The sequence below is a fragment of the Frondihabitans sucicola genome (assembly GCF_030296615.1).
GTDB classification, from domain to species: Bacteria; Actinomycetota; Actinomycetes; order Actinomycetales; family Microbacteriaceae; genus Frondihabitans; species Frondihabitans sucicola.
In genome coordinates this window covers 425,289-449,692 of record NZ_AP027733.1, presented here as the reverse complement: position 1 = coordinate 449,692, position 24,404 = coordinate 425,289, and the positions used below count along the sequence as shown (strand labels likewise).

Below are 24,404 nucleotides of genomic sequence, written 5' to 3'. Positions count from 1 at the left end.
CACGGCCGCGCTACCAAGCTAGCGTTTGTATAGCATGTTGCGGTAAACTGGTCCGAGCTGCGCGAGGGACTCGTCGGCGAGAGGACTCCATGCACGCCATCGCAGCCGCCACCCTTGGCGTCGCCGCCCCCACGGGGCACGGGAGCTCGCGTGGATCGGTGTCGCAGCCATGGTCGTGAGCATCGCCGCCCTCGCGCTCCACATCGGGTCGAGGTCTCGGCGACAGAATCTGTTCTCTGGGCTTGCCGTCGGGGTGGCGTTCTTCACCCTCTCGGTGATGTCGTTTTTCACCGCGATCTTCGTTGGTCTCGGCTCCACGGCCGACGCAATTCGGTCAGGCTGGGGCGTCTCGCAGGGCGAAGCCGAGGCGCTGGGGCAGGCCACCGCGAAGGACCCCGCCGTCGCGCACATCGACGGGAAGGCGATCGTCGCGTACTCCAGCGCGCAGGACGGCTACATCTACCTGATCTCCAACGGCGAGCTGATCGCTCCCAAGTCGGCCAAGCAGTGACCCGCAAGCGGCCGATTCCCCTAAGCCCGCTTGCGCGGGTCATCCATGACGTCATCGACGGGCAGCGGGCCGAGATTCGCCTCTACCCGGACCTCTACTCGGAGCGCGTCGCAGACGCGATTATCAGGCATGGCATCCACCCTCGCCGCCGAGCCGCGCGCGTCGTGCTGCGCCGCCGCCAACCGACAACCACCACCAAGGGGACACGGAAATGAAGACCACCGCCAACGGCACGCGTTTCGACGCCGCCGACATCGCCAACGCCTTCGGGATGAAGCCGCCCACGCCCTGCGCAAGCTGCGGCCACGAGTCGCGTCATCACCGAGTCTCGGGCGGCACCTCATTCGACATGGGGGCATGCCTGAAGCCCGACCGCCGGACGTCCTCCAAGGTCTGCAAGTGCGAGCTGTTCGTCGAGCCGGAGGTGAACCTGACGGCGGCAGCGGCCGCCGAGCGCGGCGGCCTCGCCCTCCTGGCAACGATCGCCGGAATGTCGGTCGGCTCGTCGCAGACGACCGAGGGGCAGGCTCGGCTGGAGTCTGTGCCGGAGAAGGCGGAGGCCTCGTCGTGATCCGGGCTGCCATCGCCTTCGGCGCGATTGCCGCGATCATCGGCGTCCTCATTGGGCTCCACATCGTCCAACCCGTGCTCGCGGATGATCGCGCCAGTTCTGCGCTCTCCAATGCGGCTGCGGCCATCGTGGTATTCACCGGCCTACTCTGCTCGGGCGTCGGCGTTCTCGCGGCCGTCACATTCGTCGACCGAACCCCGAGAGGCTGACATGACTCGGCAACTCCCCGAGCGCTGGTCGTTCGACGACCTCTCCAAAGAGGACATGCGGGCGCTGCTCACGGGCGCGCTCGACGAGGTCTACGCGCTCCGGATGCTCATGGCCATGAACGCCGTCGTCACCGAAGCGACCCTCGACTACAAGTCCTTCCCGAAGTCGCGACGGAGCTTCAGCGAGCACCAGGCCGTGGTCATGCGGGCCGCGGCGTCCGGGGATCACCAGGCCGCGTATGTCGAGGCGCACCAGCACCACGGCAAGCAGATTCTCGAAGAGGTCGCAGGCGACTCCTGCATGACCAACGGTCAGTGGATTCTCGACCACGTCCACCTGCTCCCCGAGAGGGACACGGAAACCCTGGGTGAGGGTCAGTGATCGACGACCTCGCTCGACTCGCATCCTGGGCCTTGGACGCCGTCGGGAACCTCTGGCCGCTCTTCGCCTACCTGGCGCTCACCGCGGGCGTCGTCCGGCTCGCGATCGCCACTGGCAAGAGCACCTCGTGACCACCATCACTCTCGCCAGGAGCAAGCCGTGAAGCTCAACCAGATGCGCCGCGACGCCATCTACGCGCTCCGCGACACCGGGTACACCTACCGCCCGAGCGGCGAGTGCGTCCTGGAGACCCGCGCGCTGATCCCGCTCGACCTCACGAACCCCGGGACCGTGCGACGAGATGTCTTCGATCCCACCGAGCCGGTGCAGATATACCTGGGCGGAAGCCGTCTCGGGAACTCCTACCTCGGCTTCGTCGGCGACTTCGAGGTCATCCGGCAGCACGCCGATCGGCTCCGTTCGCTGTCGCTGGCCGAGTTCACGTTTCCCGGAGCGATCTACGACGAGTCCGACCTGCCCGAAGGCGTCACGCTCTGCCACTTCGAGGCGAAGAAGGTCACCGGCCTCTGGGAAGACTGGGCTCCCATCGGCGAGGAGATCGAGGCCGAGCGCGACCGCGTCGCGGCCCTCGACGTCGCCCGCGTCTCGCGAGACACGCTCCTTCGCGACTCCATCCACCAGGTCATGGCGGACCTGAACATCGAGGACAACGGCCGCTCCGGCGTCTCCGTGAACGTCGAGCGCGGCGAGGTTCGAATGAACGTCGGCACCCTCGCCTTGCTCCTCGGCCTCGACCCGGTGCCGCTGACGGATGACGAGCTGCGTCGCGCTGGACAGAACGTGCCCGAGCGCCCCAGCCTCAAGGGCGCGATCCGAGGACAGGGACACGGAAACGTCACGCCGACGGTCCTGGAAGGATGAGGGCATGACATCCGAGGACGGCATCCGCGTCCAGCGGACCGGGGAAACTCGGTCGCGGGCGGCGATGACCGAGGCTGTCCACAAGGCTGCTGGCGATTATCTCCGCGAGGAGCCCGTCGAGGTCGCCGACGAGGTGCTGGCGACGATGGTCGAGCTGATCATCCAGGATCACGTCGTCCCGCCGGGTTCAGGGGACGTCGATCTCACGTCACGAGCCCTGCATTCGTATCTGGACCTGGCCACCTCGCGAACGGTCCTGGCCAAGGAGGCTTCGGCAACGCGGCGGGGCCAGCTCGGGAATCTGGGCTGGGTCGAGTACCTGGAGAGTCTCGGCGCTTCGCAGTCGGTGATCGCGCGCGACGTCGGCGTGAGCCCCGGGACGGTCAGTAGGTGGATGAGCGGAAAGCTCTCGCCCACCTTGCCGCTCGTGATCGCGACCGCGAAGGCGTACAAGCGCTCGATCCCGCAGGCGATCGTCGCTGCGGGTTTCGTCACGGCCGAGGAGGCCAGAATGCCGCCGGTCCTCCCTCGCGCTCTTCAGCTCGCCTCCGTCCCGACGGCGGTCATCATGCAGGAGCTACTGCGTCGCGAGTTGGAGCGGACGCCGGGCTGAGTGCGCGCGTCATCTCGGCTTTTCCCTACGGGATTCCCGTATCTCGTTACGGAATCCCGTATTGACACCCTTGCGTGAACTATGTACTGTAGCAATCAAGGAGCCCGAGGGACGGGCATCGAGAGGACATCATGCGCCACATCTTCTGCACACTGACAGAGACCAGCAACAAGTACATCGAGACCCCCGCCACCGGCTACCTCGAAATCTTCGAGGAGTCGAACCAGAACACGATCATCTCCGCCGTCTGGCGCGGCGTGAACGACACCAACGACGGCATCAAGGCTCCCGTCGAGGTCCGCGACTTCGCCTTCGAGTACACAGGCGAGCACCCGAATGCGATGGTCCGCGACCACTTCGACGCCAACCAGGGCCAGGGGCGCTACGCAGAGCAGGGCATCGGCGCCTTCGCCGACCTGCCCCAGGGTGGGATGTGGCCCACCGAGGTCGGGGCCGTCATCACCGTCACGTTCCTCAACGACGACGGCGTCCGCGAGAGCGCGAGCTTCCGCCAGGTCGGCGAGGAGTCCTTCGAGTGGGAGCCCACCTCGTGGCACAGCGCCCACAGGCACCCCGAGAAGCTCGACGCCATCTCCTGGCACCTGCACTACGACCGCAAGCTCTCCGAGGAGCGCCTCGCGGCTTCAGCGGCCCAGTGACCGAGGCTCGGCTCGGGGACGGCTTCCGGCACATCGCCGGGACCGTCACCGAGGCGGCCGAGGCCCTGGACGACGTCACCTACTTCGACATCGTTCTGGCCGACGGCCGACCCGTCAACTGCCTCTACCCGAACGACCCAATCGACGACCTCGCACCGCGCCTCATCGAAGGGGCAGCCGTCACCATCCGCGGCGAGCTGTCGTCGTACACCGAGGTCGACCCGCCATTGCTGTCGATCGCGGCCTTCCCCGAGGCGATCCTGCTGGAGCGAACGTGAGCGCAGTCACGGCCCCCATCGAGGCCACGGTCACCCTGGCGTGCGATGCCTCAGATGGCCTCGCCCCGTGCGAGGAGACATTCGCCTCGACCGAGACCAGCATCCGTGCGGCGCGGGCTGCCGCCGCGGCGGACGACTGGACGACCGGCATGATGCCGAACCTGATCTCCGGCAAGCACCTGGTCGACCTCTGCCCCTGGCACCGTCACTGGTAGGCGCTCACCAGCGCGGGAGCGCTCCCTCCCAGGGATGCCCGGGCGGCAGGCCGACGTACGGCTCCAAGCACTGATCGCGAAGGTCTGAGGGCAGGAGAATCGGCGCCTCGGACGCGTCGGCGTCGAGCAGGTCCCAGCGATTCTCGTAGCCCTTCCACGTCCACTCGTGGACCCGCGTCCCCGATCGGGGCGTGTTCCGCTGCCCGGAGGGGATCGCCGGGTCGAACCTCCAGTGGTGGTAGGTGATCCAGGCCGCGGCACTGACGTGATCTCGCGGGATGACGTAGGCGCGCGGCTCGCCCGGCACCTTCGTGGGGACCGTCACGAACACGAACCATTCCCGGTCCGAGCGCGACCAGTCCTGCGACTTCTCGCCGAGCGGCCAGTTCGTGCGATCGCCGTCGTCGCGGGCGGACTTCACCTGGACCTCGATCATGCGGCGGGAGGCGTCGGTCTTCACGGCGAGAATGTCAGTGCGCTCCAGGCCGTCCCGAGTGAGCGCGACGCCCCAATCGAGTCGGGAGAGGACCGAGCATACCCAGTGCTCCCCGGCGGACTTCGTCATCTTGGTGTCGACCATGCCCTCATCCTTCCCGAGCGCGGCGCGAGGTCGGTACCCTCGGGCCATGGATCGCACCGAGCGTCTGCTGCACTTCGCCAGCGTGCTCCTGCCGACGATCCTCCTGCCGCAGATTCAGGAGCTGCTGGAGCCCGAGGAGTGGACGGGGCTCGACTTCCGCGCCAGCGACAAGGTCCTCGATGGGGACCGGGAGGGCGACGAGATCGACGTGCGGATCACCGCTGTCGGCGAGGAGTTCTGGTTCCAGGTCTTCGATCACGAGGATGACGACTCACTCGCTGAGCGCTTCCGCGGGAGTCTTCAAGACTGGATCGCCGAGACCGCCTTCGGTTGGGGCCAGCTCCGCGACTGAGGTCGTGTCGAGAGCCCGCTCCGCTCGCCCTCCCATCCCCGACCCGCTGGCCTTGCCTTCAGATCGAGACAATGTCAGCGGTAACGTGTACTGTAGCCACAGGCCTTGAGGGACAGGGCCGCGAGAGGACATCATGCGCAAGCCCATCAACCCCGAGAACGTCGCCACCGAGACCATCGCCAAGGACGGTGAGCGCTCGATCACGACCCGCATCACGCTCCTCGACACCGTCGAGTCCACGGATCGCGGCGACCAGACCGCGTGCGTCGAGATCGTGACCTACTTCCGCGACAAGTACGTCCGCCAGACCGTTCACCGCGTCACCGAGCGCGGCGGCTTCATCCAGCACACGATCAGCGTCGGCGGCGACGTCGACCCTTGCCCCTGCCTACCCGCGGCCAGCGCATGGAGCGCTTCAGCCGCAAGCAGCTCACCGACCTGCACGAGTACTACGTCGCCGACGCCCTCGCGCCCGACGTCTACGAGCGCCTGCTCACCTGGGGGTCGTTCGTTCGCCCCCGCTACGTCGTCCACTTCGAGCGCGGCGACTACAAGACCGTCGCCATGTCCACGAACTCGCTAGAGCAGGCCGAGCGCCGCCAGGCGCAGCTCCTGGGCGAGAACGAGGACGCCACCACCACGATCATCGACACCACGCTCGTCGACGCGTGAGTGGCACCGAGGCTTCGACGCGAGCCTGGACGCCATGGAGGCCCGCGCAGCCGGAGACGGACGCGCACGGCGAGCCGATCACTGAGGGTGTCGCCTGCGCCGCGTCGTCAGGGGAAGCGTCTTGCCTGGGATCACGGCTGAAGGGATCGCCAGTCGACTCCCCGGTGACGCAGACAATGGCCTGCTCTACATCAGGGAGGTGGTCGACGGGCGCGAGCGGTTCATCAATGCCTGGAACCGCGAAGAACTGGAAGTGCTGCCCTAGCCGTCGGTCGTTGCGCCAGGTGGCCATGCGCTTTGAATGTGCACGCGATCAACATTGGGTGGGTATCCTTCTCGTGTGGCCATCCGGCCCGGAGAGCGAGAGTCATCATGGCCAAAGCAGCCGCCGACGGTGGAGTGGTTCGCCTGAGTGTCAACATGGCGCCCGAGACGGCCGAGATGCTCAAGGAGAATGCCGCGAGGCGTGGTCTGAGCTACACCGAGGAGATTCGACGAGCCATCGCCATCGTCAAGTACCTCGACGCCGAGATCGCGAGCGGCAACAAAATCCTCACGTCGAACGCCGAGGGCTACCGCGAACTGATCATCGTCTGACGCCTGGCGTAGTCGTCAGGGACACGGAAACGAGATCATCTTGGCCATCGCCATCTTCGGCATCATGGGTGCCGTCACCGCAGGGCTCGCTCTGACCATCACGCGAACGCTCTTCCAGCACCGCCGCCAACACCCGTCGGAGTCTCACCCGAGAGCAGGGCTCCTGGCCGCCTCCATGGTCATCACCTGGGCCGCGACGGCATGGTTCGCGTCGGCGGCATTCCTCCAGGCTACTGACGCTCTCACCGCGTAGGCGAGCGCCCCGACATCAGGGGTGTCGCCGGGGCGCTCTTCCGTAGACGTTCCCCGCGTTGAAGTCCGCAGCGGCTCATGGCCCATCAGACGGCGCTAACACGATAGCGCGAGGCGTGCGCGGGGAATCGCGAACTGGACTGGGTGTGATCGAGCACTGAAGGGGACACGGAAACCCCACGCACTGGGTGTCGCGCGGTCGATGTGCGGAGCCCTACCCTGGCGAGGATCACGAGGGGGAATCTCATGCAGCAACTGGTCTTGTGCCACAAGCACGACCGCATCCACGAAGGGGTCGCTCACCGCGGCCTCGGGGCAGCCGAGACTCTCGTCATGTACGAGTGCGAGGGGTCCGTGTGGGCGCGCATGACCCCTGTTGCACCCGATTCCAGCGGAACCGTTCCGAGCAACCTGCTCGTGACCGCAGACGTCGTCCGCGTCGGCCCCCTCGGCCTGGGCTCCGTCGCGAAACAGACCGCCATCCGCGAGGTGCTTGCCGCCCGTCGGGCGAAAACGCCTCCAGCCGCGGCCGTGCGCGCGCCTGAGCGCCCCGTAGCGCCCCGAGCGACTCCCGCACAGCCAAGGCCGCCCCAGGCCGTTAGAACGCCTCCTAACCCTCCGGCGGAGTCGGCAACTGCTACCCAAGAGCCCACCGGGGACTACCTGGACCTGCATCCGGCGCTTCCCGCGGGGATCATCGGCGCGATCATGGCGCTCGTCGGAACCGGGGACCTCGACTACGGCTACTACATCGTGTTGCGCTGGGCCCTTCTGGGTGTGGCGATCGTCCTCGCCATCTATGCCCGCAAGTCGCGGCGTACCGGATGGGTCGTCACGGCGGCTGTCATCGCAGCCATCTGGTTCCCCGTGCGGTTCTTCGAGCTGCCGCAGGGCACCTGGGTGTGGCTCGATGTCGCGGCCGCGATCGCCGTCCTCGTGGGCGGGTTCTCCCTGCCCGCGCCGCGGTACCGCGAGGACGACATGGGCAAGCCCGTGGTGCGTTGGAAGTGGTGGATGACGACGGCGCTCGTGGCAGGCATCATCGCCGTCATGACCTGGTTCGCCCTTCAGCCGAGGGGCGCCGACTGCGACAACTACGTCGACGCCGACGACGGCACCTCGTACTGCGTCGACTGAGACCTTCGCTTTACCAGACATGCCTTTCGTGACGTTCGTCAACGTGCCATGTATGGTAGGATGATCTGCATCGACCGGGACGCGAGCCATGCGCCTCGGAGACGCGAGGTGCGCGCTCGACCCAGTGGGACGGCTTCTCGCTGCTGTGCCAAGCCGTGGCTTTCCAGCCGCGCGCCGGGCCTCGATCGTTTCACCCTGGCCGCCGCCCGGGTTTTTCGCGCCAGCGATCCGATCACGCGCACACGCGTTCTCGGGTCGTTGCGCAGACCGACTCACCCGAGCGCAGCGAGGGGGAGGCGGGCTGCGGAACGGCACGACGGCCCGGAGCGAAGCGGAGGGACGGAAGCAACGCTGGGACGCGAGCTGCACGTCCAGCGCAAGCGCAGACCCCGCCCCCACGACGTCACACGCCCTCGAAAAAACGACCCCAGAAAAACCCGCGCTTTCTCTTTCTCTTTCTCTTTCTGTTCGGCGTCGTAGTTCGCATCAATAGTTGCGAACTACAGTTCGAGCTGTTTTTCCGCATGAATCCGGGCTTCTTGCCGGTGATCTCCCATCCCCGACCGGCTGGCGACGCCTGAATGCGTGACACAAGCGAGATATGCGTGTACGGTAGGAGTGTGCGATCGAGGGACGGTCGCCGAGAGGACACCATGCCCACGTACGAGATCGTGATGGACTTCCCCGCAGGGCGAGGCATCAGCGACACCTCCGGCTTCGTCGATGCGCTGCGCGAGTTCGCTGCGCCGCGGATCACCGTCACCATCGAGGCCACCAGCAAGCGTGCCGCCGCGAAGCTTCTCGCCGAGTCCACCGAGCACTACGCAGACCAGCACTCCAATGGTCGAAACCGGTGGAGCGCGGACTGGTATGCCGAGCGCCTCACTGCCCTCCGTGGCAAGCGGGCTATCCGAGCTGCCGAACTGATCGGCGTGTAGGCATGCCGCTCAAGACCATCACCACGATGAAGTACGCCCCGGGTCTTGCTCGCGCACTCGGGGAGCCGGGCCACATCAAGCACGTGCGCGTCCTGGGCCGCTTTTCATCCAAGCGGGCTTTCGCCGAGGCGCTCGATGCCGCGAAGCTCGCATACTCCTTGGTGTCGAGGCGAGGGACGCGACGGTGTCCGGCAAGGAGTACCCCGACCTGGCCGCGGGAGTGCTCTACGCGTTGCGGGTGGACGCCGTTCTCGATGAGCCCCGGCTCGTCTCCGCGCTCCGCGGCGAGTCGACACCCGCCGAGTAGACCGCCTGACGGCCGTTGTCCGATTCGCTCTTGCCGGTGAATCCGCATAGCGTTGACGACTGATCGGACAGGGGACACGGAAATGGGATCACGCGCGCAATCACGGATGCGCTGGTCGCTGCACCCCATCCACGTCGGCGGGGCGGTCATCGTCGCGCTCCTGGCCTTCTGTGGCTACAGCATCGCGGCGTCAGGTCTTGCGGAGGTCCGAGACCCGCTGACGCACACGCGGATCGTGAACGACACCGCGAACGTCCTCGACTGGGACTGCACCACGGGCCCCATCTCAGGCGTGAAGCCGGGGGATGCGGCGACGCTCATGGTCGACTCGGACCCGACGGCGACGATCGCCTGCACGGCGCGCGAGGTCGGTGAGCGCTTCTGCCCATCGGTGCCCGGCCTCCAGCGGGCCACGAGCCTGACGGCGACGGCGCTGCTCGACCAGCACGACTGCTGAGCGCTCCAGCAACAGGGCATTTGACACCTGTTTTATATGCATGTACTGTAACCAGCAAGAGCACCGAGGGACGGTGCCCGAGAGGACGTCATGCCGAACCAGAACCTCCACCTCCCCGTCGTCACCGGCGAGATCACCCGCGCCGCCCTCGCCCAGGCTGACGGCACCCTCCTCGCGGAGTTCCGCAGCATCCGCGGCGACGACTTCGACCTCATCGTGACCACCGCGAACCCGACGGACGCCTCGCGTCTCCTCGCCGCTGCCGCCGCCGTCAAGGTCTCCGGGATCACCACTGTCGAGAACGGCACCCGCACCCTCCGCGCCGACATCCGCCACATCGTCACCCTCGCCCTTGACTGACCAGCGCGAAGGCGAGACGCCGGACCCGGCCCGCTACGGTGACCTGGTGACCGACGTGCAGCCGACCCCGACCGCGACCTACGCCGAACTCGCCGCCGAGCGCCGCGCCATCGTCCTCCGCGAGGACGCCGACTGGGACAAGTACCTGTTCACCGCATCCGAGGCGGCCGAATGGGTGCAGGCGGGCATCCCGGCGAACCACGCACCCCTGGCCTGCATCGCACGCGACGTCGGACGCGTGCCCAACTTCACCGTCACGCCGTATCTGCTGCCCGCCAACCTCGGCGGCGAGTCGCTGCTCGGCATGCTCCTCTCCGGGGCCGACTCTGCCGAGATCGAGCGCGCCGCCGCCGCGTACGGCCGCTACGAGATCGAGGGAGGCAACGAAGTCAACTGGCGGCGCGCACCGCTGGGGGACCGAACCTCGCCCGGCTCAAGCCCCAGACCGCCAAGCGCCTCCGCAGCACCGACACGCACCCGTCCCGCGTCCCCGAGGTGGTCGACGCGATCAGCGCCTGGTACCTCGGCAACATCACCGCCCTCGCAGGCAACGCCGCCATCGCCACCGGCATCGTCGACCACTTCGGCTACGGACGGCCGATCAACGAGCTGGAGGCCCTCGCCAGCTACATCAACGGCCACGGCATCGTCTTTTCGGACACGGACGCCATCGAGCGCCTCCTCGCGGCAACACCGCTGACCCAAGGGCTCATCGACAGCGCGATCGGCATGGTCGGCCTCGTCACCGACGACCCCGAGCGGACGCTCTTCCACGTCTCCGCCACCGAGCACGCCGCCCTCCGCGAGTCCATCGAGGCCTACGACGGCCAGACCGCATTCGTCCAGCTCCGACTTCCCGCCCGTGACGGCTTCGTCTGGCTCGCCGGGGACACGGAAACTGGGCAGTCATCCACGCTGCTCGGCTGGACCGCCGCGCGCCCAGGGATCGACTTCACCACCACGACCATCACCGTCGACCAGACCTTCGACGCGCTCATGCGGGGCGAGGCCACCCCTATCGAGCACATCAAGACGGCCCGATTCGAGGAGGACGCCACCGACTGGGAGCCGGAAAGCCCCGAGGCCGCCGAGGCGTTCGCCACCCTCATCGCCTTCGCCGACCTCATGGAGGCCCGAGGTCTCGCCGACCCCGACGCAGAACCCGCCGACGATGCCCGCCGCAAGACGAAGGCCGCCCGGAAGAAGGCTCCCGCCCCCACGCGACCCGTGAACCTCGTCTACCGGCGGACGGAGCGCCCGGCCCCGACGACCTCCGGCGTGCAGCCGCGAGAGTGGACCCATCGCTGGCCCGTGCGCGGCTTCTACCGCCGCCAGTGGTACCCGTCGCTTCAGGAGCACCGCACCATCTGGGTCGCGGCTCACGTTCGCGGCCCTGCCGACAAGCCCATCGTGGCCACACCTCAGGTGAACGTCGTCGGATCAAGCCGAGAGGGCTGAGGGTCGGGGATGAGAGTACCGCCCGGGGCGCCCGCTCGCGCGGACACCGGGGTCAGCTCAGGCGGAAGCCCTCGGCGGCATAGCTGATCGCCAGCCCCCACCCCTCACGAAGATGCTGGGGGATCGAGTCGGCGACCTTGGTCAGCGCCCAGAAGATGCCGACCCAGCCGCCCTCCTGCCCGAGAGCGAAGTCCAGAGCCTCCTGGAGGCCCGCCTGCTTGTCGAACAGGCGACGACGCTCCTCCGGCCCCGCGTTGAGCGCCAGGCGGCCAAGCGGCACGAGCTTCGAGCGCATCCGCTCCAGCAGCTCGGCCGTCAGCTCCTCGTGACGCTCGCGCGCCGCGTCGACGTCGAACGCGGCATGCGGAGCCAGTATCCCGGTCATGCCGCCACCAGCTCGGAGCCCTGGGCGACCAAGAGAGCGCTGTCGACCTCGAACCAGCGGCCCACGAAGCGGCCCGTGAGCTGGAGGCGGTCGCCGTCAGCAGCGAGCGAGTCACCGGCGATCGGACGGGGGTAGGACTTGGCGACGACGAAGAAGGACTCGACGCCATCGGTGGCGCGGAAGTCGACGCAGGTCTGGCCGTACTCGGAGATGACGTCGACCTTGCCCTTGACGGTCACGGTGATGGTCTCGCGCGCCTGCGGAGCGGTGGTCGTGTGGAGAATGGTGCCCTGTGCGGTGGTCATGATGCCCTCTCGTGGTCCGTCCCTCGAACCTCTTGAACGCTACAGTACACGCACCGTCCGACATTCGTCAACGGGAGGATTCCGGCGTCGATTTCGTAGCAGTTCTGATACGAAACCGCCACCCCGGATCGCTCCAGGGCGGCGGTCGAATCGCACGGGAATCAGCCGTCGAGACCGTCGAGGCCATGATCGCGGAGGTACTCGTTGCCCGCCTCGGCCAGGACATCCTCCATGCGTCGCCACGGGACGCCAGCCAGGATCGCCGCGCGCTCCTCGTCGGAGAACTCCTCGCGCCCGGACATGTCCCTGGCGGCGTCCAGCACGTCGTCGTCGCACCACAGGGACGCGTGCTGCCCACTGGCGGCGATGGACTCGCGCGCGATGGTCTTGAGGTCGTCGACCTCGATGCTCTCGTCCTCCAGCAGGTAGCGGACCAGGCGGGCCTTGTCGGCTCCGGTCAAGGTCTGGGCGGCGCGGGTGGCGAGCGAGTAGTCGGTGTCGGTCATGGTTTCCTCTCGTGACCCGTCCCTCGGGCCATATTCATACCGTACATGGATCCTCCGACACTCGTCACAAGAGCGGTGGGTCGGGGATGGGGGGCAAGCGGGAACGCGAAAGGGGCGCCCGCGAGATGCGGACGCCCCAGTGATGGAGACGGTCTAGCCGAGCACGTCGCTCACCGGCGTCTGGCAGGTGACGTCGATCTTCGGACCCCATCCGTTTCGGAGCTGGTCGACCTTCGCCAACAGGCTCGCCTCGGTGTAGGACGTGGTGCCATCGGCGATGTAGTGATTGAACTCGCTGGCCTGGTCGCCGACCACGAGTTCCCACCCGTCATCCCACGTCTGGTGCTGGATGTAGCCAAGGATCGTCGCCTCGTCGCTGGTCATCGGCACCTTGCCGTCGACGTAGCCGTACAGCTCGACGGCGGTCGGGTCCTGCTCGTACCAGTAGTTCTGGAGAGCGTTGCTGGCCGTCCACGCGGCGTCGATGTCATCCTGCGTCGAGGCGGGATTCGCCTGCACGAAGTTGGCGTGCACCCGGGCCTTGACGTAGTTGACCCACTCGTCGGACGTGAAGGCCTGGTAGCCCAGCTCTTCGACGTGCTGGATGACGGGGAGTACGTGCAGAGCCCCGTGGCCGTGAAGCCTCCACCGGGCCCAGGGATATCCGCGCAGCCGCCCTGGCCGATGCCACCCTGGACGGAGTCGTAGTGGTACTCGGCTCCCGCCGTGGTGGTGCCGGTGATGCAGAACCCGTCCGAGGTCGTGCGGGCCATCTTGAGGCTGATGTTCGGGGAGGTCTTCACGCTCGCGGGCAGCGCAGTCGGGTAGTTCAGGTCGGCGACGGCCTGCCCCTCGACGGCGGTGGCGGCGTTCTTCAGGTCGCTCTGCAAGTTGGACACGTTCGCCTTCTCGCGGTACTGCCCGAACTGCGGGATCGCGGCGAGGATCAGCAGAGCTGCGATGGCCATGTAGGCCAGCAGCTCGATGAACGAGAAGCCGCGGTCATCGCGGCGGGAGGGGACGTCAGCATCATGCTTCTCCAGGGACTATTCGTGTGTCCAATCACCGTCTCGAACCGAACGGAAGAGTTGGGAGTCCCCCAAATCGGGGACTCGTCAAAAAACGCACCCCTTTTTCAAAATTCGCTACCCGAGTAGCGCGGTCCATTCCGAGAGTCTTCTGGCGATCTGGGAAAAACGGAGGCTCCTTCGGCCCATAGATGGTGAGGGCGTCATCGCGGCACCCCGGAGAGGTCACCGTGTCCAACCGACTCACCCAGGCGCAGATCGGTGCACTCAGGACAGCCGTCGATATGTACGAGATTCACCTCGAAGTCGACGAAGAGGACATGGCGACCCTCGCTGTCCTTCGACGCGCATGGGCGAAGGTTCTGCTCTGGGATCGAGTGCCCCGCGTGCGGGCACGGAAACGCCCCGCCTCGTGAGAGACGGGGCGGGTTCCGCGGCGCTAGCGGACGGTCAGCGAGTAGGTGACGAGCTTGCGGGCGTCGGCGGGGGCCGAGAACGTGAACACCGGGTGGGCTGAGAACTCGTTGGTGATCTCGACGACCGCGTGGCGGATGAAGTAGCGGCGCTCGGCGTCGGTCATGGTCGGCGCGTGGTCGATGACGAAGCTTGCGAGGGTGAGGCGCGCCTTGATGTGGCGGGCGACGGCGCGGATGAAGAAGGGGCCGACGAGGGCCGTGGCGATCGCGCCGAGGATGATCAGTGCGGGGCGGTCGGTGGCGTCGATTGCCGGGGCGTAGAGGCCAGCGACGATCAGCAGCGGGCCGAGGTAGCCGTGCCAGACGATGAAGGGGACGAAGCCCCAGAGATTGCGGTGGGCGGTGACGACCTCGGGGGTCGTGGGTGCCGGAGCGTTGATGCTGGTGATCGTGGTCATGGTGTCCTCTCGGAGCCCGTCCCTCGGGCTTCATGAGTCCTACAGTACACGTTTGTAACGAACTGTCAACACTGAATTGGTGGATACGACAAAGGCCGCCCCGCGCGATGCGGAGCGGCCCAGCGGTCCTTGCCTATTCGACGACGAGACGCAGGTCGTACTTGCCGTCGGGGCTCGTGGGGCCCTGGATGAACCAGGACGGGTTCTTGCCCCAGAGATTCTGGACCTCGGCCTCGCAGTGACGGATGAAGTAGTGGCGCTCGGTCTCGGTCAGGGTGGGGGTGTGGCGCGCGACCCACTCGCGGAAGGCGGCTCGGGCGAACTTCGTCTTGCGGGCTGCCGGAAGGATCATCTTGAGCGCGAAAGCGGTCATGGCGAGGCCGACGACGATGACCCACGGGCTGACGTCGTTCCCGGCGGCCATGCTGCCAGCGGCGGAGACGGTGAGCACGGGGCCGACCCAGGCTCCCCAGAAGATGAAGGGCAGGAGGCCGAAACGCTGGCGCGACCAGGTGACGGCGTCAGGCGTGCCGAGCGTGGCGCGGGGGATGGAGGCGTTGGCGTTGGTCTGGATGGTCATGGTGTCCTCTCGCGGGCCCGTCCCTCGGGCTCAACAGAACCCTACAGTACATGCGTAGTGAATACGTGTCAACACGCGTGAAAGAACGCTACCCAGGCGCTACGACATTTTTCGGGGGCCTCCCATCCCCGACCCACCCGACCCCAGCACGCGCAAGGATCACGCGGCCGTGAACGACTGAACCCTCTCAGCCCTGGGCGAGCTTGATCCGGGCCTTCAGGACGCGCAGGTCCAGCTCCAGCAGCTTCGCGTCGAGCGAGCCGCGGTTGAGGCGGATGAACTGGGCGATGGCCTTCGCGGTCAGAATGTCGAGCTGGAGCTGGTCGTCCGTGCGGTGCTTGCGCGCGAGGGCCTGGATGGCGATGCGGATGATCTCCTTGTTGCGGGCCTCCTCGTCGCTGCCGACGTACGCGGGGCGCTTCCAGGACGCGTACGCGATGGGCAGGTAGAAGCCGTCGTAGATGGCGGAGATGGCCGCGGAGACCGCGTCCTTCTCGGTCTTGGCCGGGCGACCCCAGCGGTCGACGACGACCTCGCCGCGCGGGTGGGTGAGCTTGTTGTCGGGCTTCTTGCCATCGAGGGCTGCCGCCGCGGCGTGGCGACGGGCGCGAGCCTCGTGCTCGGCACGCTCCTCGTCGGAGAAGACGACGCTGGCCTGGCGGAGCACGTCCACGGGGGCAGTCGGGTAGCAGATGGTGCAGGCGCGCTCTCCGGCGCCCTGGACGATCTCGGCCTCAGGGCGGTCGGAGAGGTTGGTGAGCCAGGTGAAGCGCGTGGTGGGGAAGCAGGAGGTGCAGCTCCGCGAGGAGTGGACGTGGCCGCCGTTGACGATGAAGGCGCGGGTCCAGCCGCCGCGGCGGGTGAACTCGGCCTCCAGGGGCTCCTCGTCGATGCCGAGGACTGCGCGCTGGAGTTCGAGGTCGGCAAGAGTGGCGCGGAAGCCTGCGATGCGGTCGAGGTCGGCGCCGATGCGCTCGGTGCGTCCGGCGATCTCGTCGGCGGCGATCGAGTCCTCCGCGATCTCGATGCGGCGCCCCTCGTTGGCGATGAGGCTGCCGAGGACGGTCCGCTTGACGTAGATGGCGGAGAGCTGGCGGTCGATCTCGGCGGGCGTCTGCTCGGTGAGCGGCTTATCGGTGGTCTGCATGATGTCCTCTCGAAGTCCGTCCCTCGAACCTCTTGCTGGCTACAGTACACGTGCATATGCATGTCGTCAACATCCGGATGGGACGCCACTTCAACCAGCCAAAGCGCCTGCGGGTCAGGGATGGGAGAACCTGGCGGAAGCGACCCGGCAACGCGAGGGGCGGGCGACCCGAAGGCCGCCCGCCCCTGACGAGCTACGCCTGGCGGGCCTTGTTCTTCGCGCGGAGGGCCTTCAGCTCGTCCTTCATCGCCAGCGCCTCGTCGGTGCCAAATTCCTTGATGAACTTCGCGATCGCCTTCTCGCGGACGATGTCGAGCTGGGTGTCGACGTCTGTCCCGCGCTTGAATGCCAGGGCCTCCGTGTTGACGCGGACGATCTCGTCGTTCTTGATCTGCTCGTCGGTCCCGGCGTACGTGGAGCCGTCGCCCCATCCAGCGATCTGCGTGGGACGGTAGAGGCTGTTGAGGTAGGCGTCGACAGCGCCCGTCTGGGCCGTGACCTCGGTCTTCGTCGGGTAGCCGTAGCCGTCGCGGACGACCTCGCCCGTGGGGTGCTCGATGGCCTTCGCGGCCTTCTTGGCGTCGCGCTCGACCTTCTCGGCCGCACGCTTCTCGCGATCGGCCTGGGCGGCCCTCTCGTCCTCCGTGAAGATGCGGGTCGCCTTCTTCAGGACGTCGACCGGAGCCGACGGGTAGCAGACCGTGCACGCACGCTCACCCGCGGCGTCGACGATCTCAGCCTCGTCATGCCCCGAGAAGTCGGTCACCCACGAGAAACGCGTCGTGGGGAAGCAGGTCGAGCAGCCCATGCTCTTGTGGACGTGGCCACCGCTGACGACGTAGGCGCGGGTCCAGCCGCCGCGGGCGTTGAACTCGTCGTGGAAGGGCGTCTCCAGCTCGCGGAGGGCGGCGAGGCCAGCCTTGGCTTCGGCGACGATGGTCTCGTAGCGCTCCTTGTTGCCGTCGCGGACGACCCAGGCGTTCCGGGTGACGCCCTTGGCGATCTCCAGCTCGACCTCGTCGATGCGCTTGAGGGCCTTGGAGGCGGACGCGATGTCGTTGAGGAACGGGGCCTGCTTGCTGTACAGCTCGTAGAGCTGCTCGTCGATCTCGACGGGGCTCTGGTCCTGGAGTGCCTTCGTGCCGGTCATGGTGTCCTCTCGCGGTCCGTCCCTCGAACCTCTTGATCGCTACAGTACACGTGCATATGCAGGGTGTCAACACGCATGCGAGACCTATTTCAGAATTGACGCAACGTGGTTCTGCGTGTACTGTAGTCACAGTGGAAGAGGCGCGTCCCCGTGGCCCGCGGGTCGGGGATGGGAGCACCTCCATGATGCCGGGCTATTCGGGCCCGACGTCAACTCCACACGCGGGAACGAATCTCGCGCATCGTCATCATCAGGGAGACAGGCGACATGGCACTCGACCCGGCGGCCCGCAAGAAGCGCGATCGCAAGGCCCGATCCAAGCGGCAGGCGCGAAGGAACTGGCGGGACATGTGGTCCTGGCGCGGTGAAGCCCTGACTCCGCTCGGTGGCTACTTCATCGTCCTAGCCCTGGCGCTCGGCACGTTCTGGGGCCTCCTTGGCAGCATGAGCGACCCTGGCGCGCGCAGTCCCGAGATCACCCTCGTGGGCCTCGCGGTCGGCCTCGTCGTCACGTCGGTCCTGTTCGCCGCCCTGCCAATCCTCCTGGCCAGCATCGGCTTCATGGCCGCATTTTTCGTCGGGGCGCTGGCCTTCGGGCCCACGTGGCCCCACGCCATCTCGCCCGGCATCATGGGCGCCGTCGCAGGCATTCTCGTCGGCTGCGCGCTCCGCTGGGCGATCGTCGGCAAGCGGGCACCCGTGAGAGAGCCCTCGCCCTTCGTTCCCCGAAAGCTCCCGGCATGGACCCGGCGCCGCGCCGCCAAGATGCGCACCGACCTGATCTCCTCGATCGTCGGCCTCGTGGCCTTCCTTGCCGTGTCTGGCTGGTCCTACTTCGGAGGTCACGGCGGCAACCCGGTCTGGCTCTACCTGGTGCTCCTCGCGATCGCGTTCCTGTGGGGCGTGCCGATGGGGCGTCACGCCTACAGGGCGCAGGCAAAGCAGGTCCCCTGGGGTGCCGTCGCTCAGGTCGCCGGATGGGGCCTGATCCTCGGGGGATTAGCGGCGGCAAGCGCTGGGCTGACCTTCGTGTTCTGGCTCTTCTCCTGCGCCGCGGGTGCCAGCGCGACCATCATCGTCAGCCAGCTCTTGGCGGCACGGACGGCGCGAGGCGGAGCTGGCCGAGACGGCGCCGAGCGCGAGGCATCTCAGTCGACACCTTGACGAATTCGGGCAGGGGTGTACTGTAGTAGATGAGACTCCGAGGGACGGGGTCGCAGAGGACCCCATGACCGCCTTCATCGAATGCCGCGCCTGCGGCAAGCAGCACACCTTCCGGGACGACTGGAAGAGCGACGACGAACTCGCCGCCGACGCACGCGCTCTCGGCTGGACGACGCGTCCCGCCTCCACGCGCTGCGCGGAGCACGTCGACACCGTGATCCCGCACCCCCTGGAGTGCACCCTCGGTCACGACGTCGCAGCCTTCGAGCGGAGCCTCGGCATCATGACCGGCGGACGCCCGGTGAACTTCAATGGTCGCCGAGACTTCTTGCGCCCCCGCGGCGACACCTGCCCATGGATGCTCCACTACCTCAAGGACCCCGTCGAGTTCCGCGAGTACGTCCTCGTCGGAGCGGCCTCGTGAGCGCCGACATCGTCGCGCCCGCAAGCCCTGATGAGCCCGAGCAGACTCCGTTGAGCGACGTTGTCCCCTTCGCGGGCGCGAACGCGGTCGAGACCCGCAAGGCTGCGACGGAAGCTCGTGTCGAGCTGGCCCGCCAGCAGGTCGAGGTCGAGCGGCGCCAGGCCGAGATGAAGGTCGAAATGGAGCGTCAGCGATCCGAGATGGAGGCCGCCTTCCGCAAGCAGATGGCGGAGCTGAACGCGACCATGGCCCCGCTCAAGGAGCAGCTCGCGCGCCTCACCGAGGTCATGTGGAGTGTCGATCTTTATCTCGGGAGAGACGAAACCCTCCAGCTCATCCGCGATGGCGAGCCCGCGCCCGCCGACACCCCGATCCACCTCCGCCAGCGGGTGCTCGTCATGGCCGAGGAGTCCCTCGTGCTCATGGGTAAGAAGTCGACGGGGATGGACCACAACGACATCCCCGAGTTCGTGAACTGGCTCCTCGAAGACGACGCCAACCTCAATCGCATCCTGCCCGAGCAGAAGGGCGTCGTCGTCCTCATCCCGACCAAGGTCGTCACCTCGTCGGGCAACATCTTCGAGGACGCCTACAAGCGTGCTGCGAACGAGCAGTCCTACTGGCTGATCCGCAACGGCGAGAAGGTCTACCTGCTTACCGTCGACCCCGAGCTGCGCATCTTCGACCGAGTGCTTCCCCGCCGCACCGAGTTCGTCGAGGTCTTCGACAAGGGGCTCTTCGGCTTCGGCCGACGCTTCGGCGAGCCCGTCGTCCCCGGCTCTGACGAGTGGCTGGAACTGGAGAAGAAGGCTGACGCCAAGCGTCGCCACTACATGCGCGTCCTCCTCGTGCTCCAGGGCATCATGGACCGCACCCCGGCCTGGCATCCGCTGCCCGAGGGTGGAGCCAGCTTCCTGCGCCTCGAAGACCAAGACGAAGGCAAGATCGTCCTCGTCCAGGACGGCGACGACGCCCTTCAGCTCACCGACGGCCGCGAGTCGTTCTCCGCGTACCAGCGCCGCTTGAACGCGCTCCTGCGCCCCGGCATGCGCGTCATCGGCGACTGGCGCACGGAGGAGTTCCGCGACCTCCGCGGCGAGGGGTGGAATCGCCGCTCGTACCACCCGCGCCTGCGCCCCGACACGATCGACTCCGTCCCCGAGAGCAACACCCCGCACCTCATCGAGGGGCGCCGTGACGGCGGCTTCGTCATCCGCTTCAAGCGCAGCGACAAGGTCTGGAAGCGCAACGTCCCCGTCCCCGACAAGCCTGGCTACGTCTACCGCGGCCTCTCGGACGCCGAACCGAGCGTCCGCGCCTCGTGCCTGGTCATGCCGTCGGACTCCTGGGTCCTCCCGCTCGACCTCGTGACCGTCGCCGACCTGAACTACTACCTCAACAGCCGCGACAACCGCTCCAAGTCGTTCCTGACCATGGTCCCCACCATCCAGGCCGCGCTCGAAGTGAAAGCCGCAGAGGCCGCCACCGAGGCGCCGTTCCGCGACCTCATCGCCCGCCTGATCATGGCCGAGGGTGCGGGCATCGACGAGGCCCCTGCGATCGTCGACGAACTCGTGCACTGGTGGAAGGTCGCCAACACCTGGGCTCGACCCCTCAATGGCGAGCCCAAGCACGAGGCAAAGGCGGCCACCCAAATCGTCGCCGAGTACAAGCTCCGCCAGTCTCACGCGGGCGATGACTCTGTCGAGCGCATGATCGCGGCTGGCCGCACCGTCCCCGGTGCCGTCGCTGTCGCCCGCGACAAGGCGGGCAAGTGGCACGTCTACGCGGCGAGCCCTGAGGCTCACGACCCCAACGTCTTCCTGGACATCACGCCCATTCGCAAGGACGGAACCCTCGGCACCACCGAATCCGAGCGCGTCCTCCAGAAGCGCACCGCATCGGCGCTCTTCGTCGCCTGGCAGGCCGACGAATGGAAGACCTGGCACTTCGGCGTCAACGCGAAGCACTACCTCACTGCTCCCGAGCGACAGGCGGTCGTCGACAGCCTCCGCGACTCCGTCGAGGGCACGCCCATCATCGTCACCGAGTACCACGATCCTCGCGAGCCCGCGGTCCGCACGATGGCGATCTACGCCTGGCGGAACGGACGGCCCTCCGAGGCCGAGGCGCGAGCGACCTCGGGACTCGGATCGAGCGGTTGGGGCGCGAAGAGCGACGACGGCCTCCTCGCCGTCAAGATGGTCCGAATCGAGAAGGACGCCGCCGGAGTCGCCACTATCCCTACGACCTCCCGCGATTCCCATCACTACGAGGCCTGGGAGCACTTCTCCCCGAGCTACGACCGCTACGTGACCGTGATCGGCGGCACCCGCCGCGGCGGCCTGCCCTACTGGCCCGACGACGCTGTCCGCTACAGCGACGCCCGCCCCCGACTCGCCTGGGTCGACCAGGTCATGTTCGACGAGGTCATGGACTACTCCGCGCGCTGCGCCACTGTCGCCGAGGAGGAGCTGAAGGCGGCTCGGGCGACGGCCGCCCTCGCTCACCGGTACGTCACCGCCACGTGGGCACTGATCGATGCGCGCCAGCAGGCCGCTGCGCACGTGCGGTTCGTTGAGGACTTCGGGACCGACGCTGAGGACCTCTGGCCCGCGCACCTGAAAAGCCTCAATCTGAAGAAGCCGCTCAAGAACGACGCTGTCGACGACCTCGTGCGGAGCGCCCTCGACCACGACGACGCCCTCGTCGGCCAGACGCTTCAGCAGCTCGCCGACACTCGGCACGAGCACGGCCTCGCCGAAGAGCGCTGGACGCCGACCAAGGTCGATGTCGGCGACTACGGCGACATCGTGGTCCCGGCCCTGGATGAGCCCGAAGGGGACATGGGGACGCCGAAGAAGTAACGGGCGTTACGACGACGCGAGCGGGCCGCCCATGCTGCTCGCTCGCGCGTCGAGCGTCATGAGCCCGGGTTTCGATAGGGACACGGAAATCGCAACGTGAAAACGGGGTGACAGCCCAGCTCGCCGCGGAGTCGCAAGTAGCTACGGTAAGGCCATGCCCACCTCCATGTCAGACGCGGAGTCGACGGCGGGCGCGTCGCTGCGGCACCTGCTCGCGAGCCCCGCCGCCCGCAACCTCATCCTTCGCGTCTTCATCGTCCGTGTCGCCACGTCCGGCTTCACGACTGCCATCGCCACGCTCGTCGCTGTCCAGGCCCACCTCAACTGGTTACCGGGCCTCCACTCCGGGCTGACCGGGCTCGCGGCGCTCGGCGTCATCAGCGCGGCGGGTGCGGCCGCCTCCTGGCCGTCAATGGCATCAGCCAGCGCTGGGTCGAGCGGTGGGGGTCCGGCTCGTGCTCGGCTTCGCGGCAGCCGCCCAGGCGATCGTCGTCGCATTGTTCTCCGTTGGCGCGTTCGTGTGGGGAGAGATGGGCGTCGGCGTCATCGGGCTCGCCGCGACCACGTTCCTGTTCTCAGCGACGACGCCGGGTATCGCAGCGCTCGCTCAGGGCTGGTGGCACGCTCTGGACCTCAGCCCTGAACTCAGCGCCCGTGGCAGCATCCTCGAACCGACGCTCTCGGCGACCGCGTGGACCGTCGGCCCGGCCCTCGCCGCGCCACTGGTGCTCCTGTCGCCCCTGGCGGTCTTCGGCTTCGGCGGCGCTGCATTCATCGGCTGGCTGCTCGTGTCACACCTGCCGGACCAGAAGCCTGCCGCGAAGGCCAAGACCCGCATCGGGAAGGTGGCGGGTCTTCACGACTGGTGGATGTCCGCCACATACTCGCTGTACCACGTCGCCCGAGCGCTCCTAGGAGCCGGATCGACTGCGGTCCTCGTTGGCGCCGGACAGGCGGGCCTTGTCGGTGCGGCAAGCTCGGCGCCGAGCGCTGGGCACATCATCGGCGGCTTCGCTTTCGCGGCGCGGAAGGACGCGACCCGCGGCCTCGCCCGCGCGGTCTATCGGGGGCTGGCGGGCCAGGCGATCCCCACGGCGGTCATCGCTGCGACCTTCATCGCCTTCCCGCATCCTGGGGCGATCGCCGCCGCGGTGATGCTCGTCGGCGGCGGAGTGCTCATCGGCATCCTCAAGGCACCGGTGGCTGGGGCGATCTATCCACTGGCAGCCACGGCCCGCCCACACCTCTCGCCTGGCCGCTCGGCCGCGATCATGGCGCAGGGCATCACGATCGGAGGCCTCGTAGGGCCTCTTCTCGGCACGCTCATCGTGTCGACAGTCGGGGCCGTCTGGCTCCTGCCTGCGTCATGCCTCGCGCTGCTGCTCTGCGGAGTGGGCGTTGCGCTGGACGGGACAATGCAACGCATCCTCGCGGGAGCCCCGGAGTCGAACGTGGTCGAGATGCCGACGACCGTCGAGCCGGTGGTCGAGGCCGCGTAGCGGGAATGAAGGAAGGCCCCACCTGTCCCGGCTGGCCTAGGGGGCCAGGTTTACTCCGGTAAGCGGGGCGGAGAGGGACTCCGACATCCCACGGTGGGGCCTTCTGGGTCGTGTTCGAGGCGACTTGTGTCTAGTGTAGCAGGTTGCGAACAACGTCGACCAGCGAAGGCTGGGAATTCACCACGATGCCGGGATTTGGACCCATCTTGCGGCCTGTAGAGAGTGAGGGGCTTTCTCTCGATGATCCAGGAGGCGCCATGCCCAATCCCCAACTCACCCAGGCCCAGTTCGGCGCAATCACCGCCGCCGTCGCCCTCCTGGAGGTGCACCTCGAAGATGAGGGCACCCAGCGAGACATCGACACTCTGAACCGCGCCTACCGGAAGGTGCAGGACTGGTTCGAAGGCAGGGACACGGAAACACCTCCCGCGATGACCTCGCGCCGGTAATCTCGGCGCATGGCCCTCGGTGAACACGTCCTCCTCCTGACCTACGACCTCAACCAGGACGGCCACGAGTACTTGCGGCGCGACTGGACCAGCACGTGGGGCGACGAGGGCGGCTCCCGGTGGGTCCGAGTGCAGCGATCGGTCCTCCTGGTGCGCTCGGAGCGCTCAGCCCAGGAGTTCTGCGACGTCTTCTACGCAGGCGCCTGGACGGCGCCAGGACGGCTCTTCGCCATCGACATCCTCGACGCGCCCTACTCAGGGAGAGGGGACAAGCGGGCCTGGGACTGGCTGGAGTCGGCGCGCTCCGGCGCCAGGGCCGAACGAGATGCACGTCTCCGAGTTCAGAACGATGCCTGGATGCGCGATCAAGATGCGAAGTTCGTCGGGAGACTGGCCGAGGGGTGGCCAACGACGCCCATCCGTCTTCGCGATGCGATCAGGCTTGAGCACAATCTCGCCACCGAGCGACGGGGTTCTCTCGATGCATGGATGACGGGCCTCCTGGATGAGCAGCTTCCGGGCTGGAGGGAGCGCGAGGAGGTGGCCCGCGCGGCCGACAACGGTTGACGCTCAGCAAGACAGCATGTACTGTAGGA

37 protein-coding genes and 1 pseudogene are annotated in these 24,404 nt (G+C 67.4%); 27 read left to right on the top strand and 11 right to left on the bottom strand.

The features are described from left to right. Positions 1 to 175: 175 nt before the first annotated feature. The 10 genes from QUE79_RS24975 (at position 176) to QUE79_RS24930 (ending at position 4,320) form a co-directional block, all read left to right on the top strand. Complete coding sequence (locus QUE79_RS24975; RefSeq protein WP_286347209.1) at positions 176 to 511, top strand: hypothetical protein; 336 nt, start codon at positions 176 to 178, stop codon at positions 509 to 511. Positions 512 to 722: 211 nt separating this feature from the next. Further along, positions 723 to 1,082 (top strand): hypothetical protein, encoded by a 360-nt coding sequence (locus tag QUE79_RS24970; protein ID WP_286347208.1) that lies wholly within the window; start codon positions 723 to 725, stop codon positions 1,080 to 1,082. Beyond that, positions 1,079 to 1,291 (top strand): hypothetical protein, encoded by a 213-nt coding sequence (locus QUE79_RS24965; protein ID WP_286347207.1) that lies wholly within the window; start codon positions 1,079 to 1,081, stop codon positions 1,289 to 1,291. Before QUE79_RS24970 ends, QUE79_RS24965 begins: the two co-directional genes overlap by 4 nt. A 1-nt stretch (position 1,292) precedes the next feature. Continuing rightward, complete coding sequence (locus QUE79_RS24960) at positions 1,293 to 1,673, top strand: hypothetical protein (protein WP_286347206.1); 381 nt, start codon at positions 1,293 to 1,295, stop codon at positions 1,671 to 1,673. Next, the gene (locus QUE79_RS24955) at positions 1,670 to 1,804 is read left to right on the top strand and encodes a hypothetical protein (RefSeq protein ID WP_286347205.1); all 135 of its coding nucleotides are present in this window, start codon (positions 1,670 to 1,672) and stop codon (positions 1,802 to 1,804) included. The genes QUE79_RS24960 and QUE79_RS24955 overlap by 4 nt, the downstream gene beginning before the upstream one ends. Positions 1,805 to 1,832: 28 nt before the next feature. Beyond that, positions 1,833 to 2,555 (top strand): hypothetical protein, encoded by a 723-nt coding sequence (locus tag QUE79_RS24950; protein WP_286347204.1) that lies wholly within the window; start codon positions 1,833 to 1,835, stop codon positions 2,553 to 2,555. A 4-nt stretch (positions 2,556 to 2,559) separates the two neighbouring features. Next, a complete protein-coding gene (locus tag QUE79_RS24945) occupies positions 2,560 to 3,168 on the top strand; it encodes a helix-turn-helix domain-containing protein (RefSeq protein ID WP_286347203.1) in 609 nt (202 codons plus the stop codon). A gap of 131 nt (positions 3,169 to 3,299) precedes the next feature. Then, the gene (locus QUE79_RS24940) at positions 3,300 to 3,827 is read left to right on the top strand and encodes a hypothetical protein (protein ID WP_286347202.1); all 528 of its coding nucleotides are present in this window, start codon (positions 3,300 to 3,302) and stop codon (positions 3,825 to 3,827) included. Further along, a complete protein-coding gene (locus QUE79_RS24935) occupies positions 3,824 to 4,105 on the top strand; it encodes a hypothetical protein (protein ID WP_286347201.1) in 282 nt (93 codons plus the stop codon). The genes QUE79_RS24940 and QUE79_RS24935 overlap by 4 nt, the downstream gene beginning before the upstream one ends. Continuing rightward, positions 4,102 to 4,320, top strand: a complete 219-nt coding sequence (locus QUE79_RS24930) for a hypothetical protein (RefSeq protein ID WP_286347200.1) — start codon at positions 4,102 to 4,104, stop codon at positions 4,318 to 4,320. The genes QUE79_RS24935 and QUE79_RS24930 overlap by 4 nt, the downstream gene beginning before the upstream one ends. A gap of 4 nt (positions 4,321 to 4,324) precedes the next feature. Here the strand turns inward: QUE79_RS24930 and QUE79_RS24925 are convergent, their stop codons facing one another. Further along, positions 4,325 to 4,900, bottom strand: coding sequence for a hypothetical protein (locus QUE79_RS24925; RefSeq protein ID WP_286347199.1), 576 nt, complete (start codon positions 4,898 to 4,900; stop codon positions 4,325 to 4,327). Positions 4,901 to 4,946: 46 nt separating this feature from the next. Here QUE79_RS24925 and QUE79_RS24920 point away from each other — a divergent pair, with 46 nt between their 5' ends. After that, the gene (locus tag QUE79_RS24920; protein ID WP_286347198.1) at positions 4,947 to 5,252 is read left to right on the top strand and encodes a hypothetical protein; all 306 of its coding nucleotides are present in this window, start codon (positions 4,947 to 4,949) and stop codon (positions 5,250 to 5,252) included. A gap of 58 nt (positions 5,253 to 5,310) precedes the next feature. On the opposite strand, the gene QUE79_RS24915 is transcribed toward QUE79_RS24920, so the two are convergent. Next, positions 5,311 to 5,601 carry a hypothetical protein gene (locus tag QUE79_RS24915; RefSeq protein ID WP_286347197.1) on the bottom strand — a complete coding sequence of 97 codons (291 nt, stop codon included), beginning with the start codon at positions 5,599 to 5,601 and terminating at the stop codon, positions 5,311 to 5,313. 29 nt (positions 5,602 to 5,630) lie between these two features. Between QUE79_RS24915 and QUE79_RS24910 the strand changes: the two genes are divergently transcribed. The 10 genes from QUE79_RS24910 to QUE79_RS24865 all read left to right on the top strand — a co-directional run bounded on the left by QUE79_RS24910 (position 5,631) and on the right by QUE79_RS24865 (position 11,430). Beyond that, complete coding sequence (locus QUE79_RS24910; RefSeq protein WP_286347196.1) at positions 5,631 to 5,924, top strand: hypothetical protein; 294 nt, start codon at positions 5,631 to 5,633, stop codon at positions 5,922 to 5,924. 121 nt (positions 5,925 to 6,045) lie between these two features. Continuing rightward, positions 6,046 to 6,189, top strand: a complete 144-nt coding sequence (locus QUE79_RS24905; RefSeq protein ID WP_286347195.1) for a hypothetical protein — start codon at positions 6,046 to 6,048, stop codon at positions 6,187 to 6,189. A gap of 107 nt (positions 6,190 to 6,296) precedes the next feature. After that, positions 6,297 to 6,521: a ribbon-helix-helix domain-containing protein gene (locus tag QUE79_RS24900; protein ID WP_286347194.1), complete on the top strand. Its 225-nt coding sequence runs from the start codon at positions 6,297 to 6,299 to the stop codon at positions 6,519 to 6,521. 40 nt (positions 6,522 to 6,561) lie between these two features. Beyond that, on the top strand, positions 6,562 to 6,774 hold the full coding sequence (locus tag QUE79_RS24895; protein ID WP_286347193.1) for a hypothetical protein: 213 nt from the start codon (positions 6,562 to 6,564) through the stop codon (positions 6,772 to 6,774). A gap of 245 nt (positions 6,775 to 7,019) precedes the next feature. Continuing rightward, entirely contained in the window at positions 7,020 to 7,910 is an 891-nt protein-coding gene (locus QUE79_RS26050; protein WP_350271755.1) for a DUF6804 family protein, read from the top strand. Positions 7,911 to 8,563: 653 nt separating this feature from the next. Further along, on the top strand, positions 8,564 to 8,848 hold the full coding sequence (locus QUE79_RS24885) for a hypothetical protein (protein ID WP_286347191.1): 285 nt from the start codon (positions 8,564 to 8,566) through the stop codon (positions 8,846 to 8,848). 184 nt (positions 8,849 to 9,032) lie between these two features. After that, positions 9,033 to 9,155, top strand: coding sequence for a hypothetical protein (locus QUE79_RS24880; RefSeq protein WP_286347190.1), 123 nt, complete (start codon positions 9,033 to 9,035; stop codon positions 9,153 to 9,155). A gap of 82 nt (positions 9,156 to 9,237) precedes the next feature. Further along, complete coding sequence (locus tag QUE79_RS24875) at positions 9,238 to 9,612, top strand: hypothetical protein (RefSeq protein ID WP_286347189.1); 375 nt, start codon at positions 9,238 to 9,240, stop codon at positions 9,610 to 9,612. Positions 9,613 to 9,702: 90 nt separating this feature from the next. Next, the gene (locus QUE79_RS24870) at positions 9,703 to 9,972 is read left to right on the top strand and encodes a hypothetical protein (RefSeq protein ID WP_286347188.1); all 270 of its coding nucleotides are present in this window, start codon (positions 9,703 to 9,705) and stop codon (positions 9,970 to 9,972) included. A 495-nt stretch (positions 9,973 to 10,467) separates the two neighbouring features. Further along, complete coding sequence (locus QUE79_RS24865) at positions 10,468 to 11,430, top strand: hypothetical protein (RefSeq protein ID WP_286347187.1); 963 nt, start codon at positions 10,468 to 10,470, stop codon at positions 11,428 to 11,430. A gap of 52 nt (positions 11,431 to 11,482) precedes the next feature. Here QUE79_RS24865 and QUE79_RS24860 read toward each other — a convergent pair whose 3' ends face one another. The 9 genes and pseudogenes from QUE79_RS24860 to QUE79_RS24820 form a co-directional block, all read right to left on the bottom strand. Continuing rightward, complete coding sequence (locus QUE79_RS24860; RefSeq protein WP_286347186.1) at positions 11,483 to 11,815, bottom strand: hypothetical protein; 333 nt, start codon at positions 11,813 to 11,815, stop codon at positions 11,483 to 11,485. Continuing rightward, positions 11,812 to 12,120: a hypothetical protein gene (locus tag QUE79_RS24855; protein ID WP_286347185.1), complete on the bottom strand. Its 309-nt coding sequence runs from the start codon at positions 12,118 to 12,120 to the stop codon at positions 11,812 to 11,814. The genes QUE79_RS24860 and QUE79_RS24855 overlap by 4 nt, the downstream gene beginning before the upstream one ends. A 161-nt stretch (positions 12,121 to 12,281) precedes the next feature. Then, on the bottom strand, positions 12,282 to 12,626 hold the full coding sequence (locus QUE79_RS24850) for a hypothetical protein (protein WP_286347184.1): 345 nt from the start codon (positions 12,624 to 12,626) through the stop codon (positions 12,282 to 12,284). A gap of 153 nt (positions 12,627 to 12,779) precedes the next feature. Next, complete coding sequence (locus QUE79_RS24845; RefSeq protein ID WP_286347183.1) at positions 12,780 to 13,160, bottom strand: hypothetical protein; 381 nt, start codon at positions 13,158 to 13,160, stop codon at positions 12,780 to 12,782. A gap of 410 nt (positions 13,161 to 13,570) precedes the next feature. Then, positions 13,571 to 13,669, bottom strand: a pseudogene (locus QUE79_RS24840) (pilus assembly FimT family protein); the annotation flags it as partial. A 424-nt stretch (positions 13,670 to 14,093) separates the two neighbouring features. Next, positions 14,094 to 14,528 (bottom strand): hypothetical protein, encoded by a 435-nt coding sequence (locus QUE79_RS24835; RefSeq protein WP_286347182.1) that lies wholly within the window; start codon positions 14,526 to 14,528, stop codon positions 14,094 to 14,096. 133 nt (positions 14,529 to 14,661) lie between these two features. After that, entirely contained in the window at positions 14,662 to 15,108 is a 447-nt protein-coding gene (locus QUE79_RS24830) for a hypothetical protein (RefSeq protein WP_286347181.1), read from the bottom strand. A 187-nt stretch (positions 15,109 to 15,295) separates the two neighbouring features. Further along, the gene (locus QUE79_RS24825; RefSeq protein ID WP_286347180.1) at positions 15,296 to 16,255 is read right to left on the bottom strand and encodes a hypothetical protein; all 960 of its coding nucleotides are present in this window, start codon (positions 16,253 to 16,255) and stop codon (positions 15,296 to 15,298) included. Between the two features lie 193 nt (positions 16,256 to 16,448). Further along, on the bottom strand, positions 16,449 to 17,405 hold the full coding sequence (locus QUE79_RS24820; RefSeq protein ID WP_286347179.1) for a hypothetical protein: 957 nt from the start codon (positions 17,403 to 17,405) through the stop codon (positions 16,449 to 16,451). A gap of 267 nt (positions 17,406 to 17,672) precedes the next feature. On the opposite strand from QUE79_RS24820, the gene QUE79_RS24815 reads away from it, so the two are divergent. The 6 genes from QUE79_RS24815 (at position 17,673) to QUE79_RS24790 (ending at position 24,375) form a co-directional block, all read left to right on the top strand. Continuing rightward, a complete protein-coding gene (locus tag QUE79_RS24815) occupies positions 17,673 to 18,569 on the top strand; it encodes a hypothetical protein (protein WP_286347178.1) in 897 nt (298 codons plus the stop codon). A gap of 64 nt (positions 18,570 to 18,633) precedes the next feature. Then, positions 18,634 to 18,993 (top strand): hypothetical protein, encoded by a 360-nt coding sequence (locus tag QUE79_RS24810; protein WP_286347177.1) that lies wholly within the window; start codon positions 18,634 to 18,636, stop codon positions 18,991 to 18,993. Next, positions 18,990 to 21,860 (top strand): hypothetical protein, encoded by a 2,871-nt coding sequence (locus QUE79_RS24805; RefSeq protein ID WP_286347176.1) that lies wholly within the window; start codon positions 18,990 to 18,992, stop codon positions 21,858 to 21,860. Before QUE79_RS24810 ends, QUE79_RS24805 begins: the two co-directional genes overlap by 4 nt. A 440-nt stretch (positions 21,861 to 22,300) precedes the next feature. Further along, the gene (locus QUE79_RS24800) at positions 22,301 to 23,359 is read left to right on the top strand and encodes an MDR/zinc-dependent alcohol dehydrogenase-like family protein (RefSeq protein ID WP_286347175.1); all 1,059 of its coding nucleotides are present in this window, start codon (positions 22,301 to 22,303) and stop codon (positions 23,357 to 23,359) included. Positions 23,360 to 23,616: 257 nt separating this feature from the next. Next, positions 23,617 to 23,808, top strand: coding sequence for a hypothetical protein (locus tag QUE79_RS24795; RefSeq protein WP_286347174.1), 192 nt, complete (start codon positions 23,617 to 23,619; stop codon positions 23,806 to 23,808). Positions 23,809 to 23,817: 9 nt separating this feature from the next. Continuing rightward, complete coding sequence (locus QUE79_RS24790) at positions 23,818 to 24,375, top strand: hypothetical protein (protein WP_286347173.1); 558 nt, start codon at positions 23,818 to 23,820, stop codon at positions 24,373 to 24,375. The last annotated feature ends 29 nt before the right edge of the window (positions 24,376 to 24,404 follow it).